Source organism: Paeniglutamicibacter sulfureus (genome assembly GCF_030512175.1).
Lineage (GTDB): Bacteria > Actinomycetota > Actinomycetes > Actinomycetales > Micrococcaceae > Paeniglutamicibacter > Paeniglutamicibacter sulfureus.
Map to the genome: position 1 here is coordinate 1 of NZ_JAULBL010000003.1, position 5,577 is coordinate 5,577.

General features: G+C 54.9%; 2 rRNA genes. Both read right to left on the minus strand.

The window, feature by feature from the left end:
• Positions 1–170: 170 nt before the first annotated feature.
• Positions 171–3,300: ribosomal RNA gene (locus tag Q2T94_RS20410) — 23S ribosomal RNA — on the minus strand.
• Positions 3,301–3,834: 534 nt separating this feature from the next.
• Positions 3,835–5,362: ribosomal RNA gene (locus tag Q2T94_RS20415) — 16S ribosomal RNA — on the minus strand.
• Together the 16S and 23S rRNA genes form the textbook arrangement of a ribosomal RNA operon.
• Between the last annotated feature and the right edge of the window lie 215 nt (positions 5,363–5,577).

A 5,577-nucleotide genomic window follows, 5' to 3' on the forward strand; every position in this document is an offset into this window, starting at 1 on the left:
GTTACCGCCACCCAAAGCTGGTTTGGGTGTGGTGAATCTGTGGGTTACGACCATGATAGTTATGGTTGTTGTTGTTCCGCGAAAAACAAATTGGGTTTGTTGTTTCGGGACCGTATAGTGGACGCAGCGTTTCTTGCCAACCACCGAGCGTGTCGGTGGTGTGGTGTTTGTGGTTTAAGTTGTCGGCCTATTAGTACAGGTCAGCTTCACGAGTCTTTAGTCCTCGCTTCCACATCCTGCCTATCAACCCAGTGGTCTGGCTGGGGGCCTCTCACACTCAAAAGTGTATGGAAATCTCATCTCGAAGTGGGCTTCCCGCTTAGATGCTTTCAGCGGTTATCCCTTCCGAACGTAGCTAATCAGCGGTGCACTTGGCAGTACAACTGACACACCAGAGGTTCGTCCGTCCCGGTCCTCTCGTACTAAGGACAGCTCTTCTCAAATTTCCTGCGCGCGCAGCGGATAGGGACCGAACTGTCTCACGACGTTCTAAACCCAGCTCGCGTACCGCTTTAATGGGCGAACAGCCCAACCCTTGGGACCTACTCCAGCCCCAGGATGCGACGAGCCGACATCGAGGTGCCAAACCATGCCGTCGATATGGACTCTTGGGCAAGATCAGCCTGTTATCCCCGAGGTACCTTTTATCCGTTGAGCGACGGCCGTTCCACAACGTGCCGCCGGATCACTAGTCCCGACTTTCGTCCCTGCTCGAGCTGTCGCTCTCACAGTCAAGCTCCCTTGTGCACTTACACTCGACACCTGATTGCCAACCAGGCTGAGGGAACCTTTGGGCGCCTCCGTTACTCTTTAGGAGGCAACCGCCCCAGTTAAACTACCCATCAGGCACTGTCCCTGACCCAGATCATGGGCCGAAGTTAGGTGACCGGTACAGCCAGAGTGGTATTTCAACGATGACTCCACCCGAACTAGCGTCCGGGCTTCACAGTCTCCCACCTATCCTACACAAGCTGCACCGAACACCAATACCAAACTATAGTAAAGGTCTCGGGGTCTTTCCGTCCTGCTGCGCGTAACGAGCATCTTTACTCGTAGTGCAATTTCGCCGAGTTCATGGTTGAGACAGCGGGGAAGTCGTTACTCCATTCGTGCAGGTCGGAACTTACCCGACAAGGAATTTCGCTACCTTAGGATGGTTATAGTTACCACCGCCGTTTACTGGGGCTTAAATTCTCAGCTTCGCTCCAAAGAGCTAACCGGTCCTCTTAACCTTCCAGCACCGGGCAGGAGTCAGTCCGTATACATCGTCTTGCGACTTCGCACGGACCTGTGTTTTTAGTAAACAGTCGCTTCCCCCTGGTCTCTGCGGCCCACACCCGCTCCGAGGAGTAAATCCTCATCACGGGGCAGGCCCCCCTTCTCCCGAAGTTACGGGGGCATTTTGCCGAGTTCCTTAACCATGATTCTCTCGATCGCCTTAGTATTCTCTACCTGATCACCTGTGTCGGTTTGGGGTACGGGCGGCTAAAACCTCGCGTCGATGCTTTTCTTGGCAGCATAGGATCACCGAATCACCCCCCAAAAGGGGCGCCTATCGGGTCTCAGGCTATGTGAGTCGCGGATTTGCCTACGACTCGCCCTACATCCTTGGACCAGGTCAATTCCATTGCCTGGCTCGGCTACCTTCCTGCGTCACACCTGTTAATACGCTTACCTCCCTGGTTCGGGTCCCGCGCCGCACACCCGATACAAGGCCCGAAGGCCTTGAGGTGGGTGGTTGGGGCGGTTAGCATCACCAGTTCGGTATGGGCGGTTTTTCACCGGTACGGGAATATCAACCCGTTGTCCATCGACTACGCCTGTCGGCCTCGCCTTAGGTCCCGACTTACCCAGGGCAGATTAGCTTGACCCTGGAACCCTTGATCATTCGGCGGACGGGTTTCTCACCCGTCATTCGCTACTCATGCCTGCATTCTCACTCGTGTGGGCTCCACCGCTGGTTTACACCGCGACTTCACTGCCCACACGACGCTCCCCTACCCATCCACACGGCTGGACCACGAAGGCCTGCCAAATATGTGAATGACGCAACTTCGGCGGTGTGCTTGAGCCCCGCTACATTGTCGGCGCGGAATCACTTGACCAGTGAGCTATTACGCACTCTTTCAAGGGTGGCTGCTTCTAAGCCAACCTCCTGGTTGTCTTCGCAACTCCACATCCTTTTCCACTTAGCACACGCTTAGGGGCCTTAGTTGGCGTTCTGGGCTGTTTCCCTCTCGACTATGAAGCTTATCCCCCACAGTCTCACTGCTGCGCTCTCACTTACCGGCATTCGGAGTTTGGCTGACGTCAGTAACCTTGTAGGGCCCATTAGCCATCCAGTAGCTCTACCTCCGGTAAGAAACACGCAACGCTGCACCTAAATGCATTTCGGGGAGAACCAGCTATCACGAAGTTTGATTGGCCTTTCACCCCTACCCACAGCTCATCCCCTCCATTTTCAACTGAAGTGGGTTCGGTCCTCCACGCGCTCTTACACGCGCTTCAACCTGGCCATGGGTAGATCACTTCGCTTCGGGTCTAGATCACGCCACTCACTCGCCCTATTCAGACTCGCTTTCGCTACGGCTTCCCCACACGGGTTAACCTCGCGACGTAACACTAACTCGCAGGCTCATTCTTCAAAAGGCACGCTGTCACCCCAACAAGGAGGCTCCAACGGATTGTAAGCGCACGGTTTCAGGTACTATTTCACTCCCCTCCCGGGGTACTTTTCACCATTCCCTCACGGTACTTGTCCGCTATCGGTCATTGGGTAGTATTTAGGCTTACCAGGTGGTCCTGGCAGATTCAAACGGGATTTCTCGGGCCCCGTCCTACTTGGGATACTCTCACAAAGCGGCGGCACGCATTCGCACTACGGGACTCTCACCCTCTACGGTCCGGCATTCAAGCCGATTCGCCTATGCGCCCGCACCTCACTTCACCAGTCCGGCAGAACTGATATGGAAAGTCCCACAACCCCGACCATGCAACGCCCGCCGGCTATCACACATGGCTCGGTTTAGCCCCATCCGCGTTCGCTCGCCACTACTAACGGAATCACTATTGTTTTCTCTTCCTGCGGGTACTGAGATGTTTCACTTCCCCGCGTTCCCTCCACACAGCCTATGTGTTCAGCTGCGGGTCATACGGCATGACACCGTACGGGGTTTCCCCATTCGGAAATCCTGGTCTCAACGTCCGGTTATCGACTCCACCAGGCTTATCGCAGATTCCCACGTCCTTCTTCGGCTCCCAATGCCAAGGCATCCACCGTGCGCCCTTAAAAACTTGACCACAAACATGATCAAAAATTTACATGAGCTATATATTATTACAATCGAAAGAACCAAGAAAAACACACCCGAAAGTGCGTTCACCAGGTTCAATAATTCATAAGAAATTGCTATGCAAGACAAGGAAAAAATCCCTTGCCTCACAAGATGCTCGCGTCCACTATACAGTTCCCAAACAACAACCCCGTCACACCCACCACCAACACACCCCCAGGGGGCTCGTGCGGCTTAGGCCATGCGCGGGACAATCCAGAAAAAACAAGAACCCAACCCGAAACCGGACCGGGGCCTGTTATTCCAGGACCCAACAGTGTGCCAAAAGACCACCCGCGTTCGCCGGCGGCTCCCGTTCCAACCACCGGAACGAATCCCGGAAGCGTACTAGAAAACCACCCACCAACGATGGACGGCCATGATTTGTTGATATTCCACCCTTGAGCACTCGCCCATCAACACAAGTGATGGATGCGAGCAGCACTGAACACCCGCACGGGAAACACTGTGGAATCCCTGCCTGGTGCTAGTTGCTCCTTAGAAAGGAGGTGATCCAGCCGCACCTTCCGGTACGGCTACCTTGTTACGACTTAGTCCCAATCGCCGGTCCCACCTTCGACGGCTCCCTCCCACAAGGGGTTAGGCCACCGGCTTCGGGTGTTACCAACTTTCGTGACTTGACGGGCGGTGTGTACAAGGCCCGGGAACGTATTCACCGCAGCGTTGCTGATCTGCGATTACTAGCGACTCCGACTTCATGGGGTCGAGTTGCAGACCCCAATCCGAACTGAGACCGGCTTTTTGGGATTAGCTCCACCTCACAGTATCGCAACCCATTGTACCGGCCATTGTAGCATGCGTGAAGCCCAAGACATAAGGGGCATGATGATTTGACGTCGTCCCCACCTTCCTCCGAGTTGACCCCGGCAGTCTCCCATGAGTCCCCGCCTTTACGCGCTGGCAACATGGAACGAGGGTTGCGCTCGTTGCGGGACTTAACCCAACATCTCACGACACGAGCTGACGACAACCATGCACCACCTGTGAACCAGCCCCAAAGGGGAAACCGTGTTTCCACGGCGGTCTGGCACATGTCAAGCCTTGGTAAGGTTCTTCGCGTTGCATCGAATTAATCCGCATGCTCCGCCGCTTGTGCGGGCCCCCGTCAATTCCTTTGAGTTTTAGCCTTGCGGCCGTACTCCCCAGGCGGGGCACTTAATGCGTTAGCTACGGCGCGGAAAACGTGGAATGTCCCCCACACCTAGTGCCCAACGTTTACGGCATGGACTACCAGGGTATCTAATCCTGTTCGCTCCCCATGCTTTCGCTCCTCAGCGTCAGTTAATGCCCAGAGACCTGCCTTCGCCATCGGTGTTCCTCCTGATATCTGCGCATTTCACCGCTACACCAGGAATTCCAGTCTCCCCTACATCACTCTAGTCTGCCCGTACCCACCGCAGATCCGAGGTTGAGCCTCGGACTTTCACGATAGACGCGACAAACCGCCTACGAGCTCTTTACGCCCAATAATTCCGGATAACGCTTGCGCCCTACGTATTACCGCGGCTGCTGGCACGTAGTTAGCCGGCGCTTCTTCTGCAGGTACCGTCACTTTCGCTTCTTCCCTACTGAAAGAGGTTTACAACCCGAAGGCCGTCATCCCTCACGCGGCGTCGCTGCATCAGGCTTTCGCCCATTGTGCAATATTCCCCACTGCTGCCTCCCGTAGGAGTCTGGGCCGTGTCTCAGTCCCAGTGTGGCCGGTCACCCTCTCAGGCCGGCTACCCGTCGTCGCCTTGGTGAGCCATTACCTCACCAACAAGCTGATAGGCCGCGAGTCCATCCCTGACCAAAAAATCTTTCCACCAAAAACCATGCGGTCCACGGTGCATATCCGGTATTAGACCCAGTTTCCCAGGCTTATCCCAGAGTCAGGGGCAGGTTACTCACGTGTTACTCACCCGTTCGCCACTAATCATTCTGTGCAAGCACAAAAGTCATCGTTCGACTTGCATGTGTTAAGCACGCCGCCAGCGTTCATCCTGAGCCAGGATCAAACTCTCCGTAAAAAAATACAGACACAACCAACACGCCGACTGGAAAAAATCGACCGGGCTGCACCAAGCAAAACATCCTGGCAAATTGCCCCAGGCATCCACACGGGGGTGCGGACCCTGAAACCATTCACCAATAAAATAAATAAATTGGTATCAACAAACTTGGCACACTATTGAGTTCTCAAACAACAGACACTTCCAACACCCACAACCGGACTAACAATTCC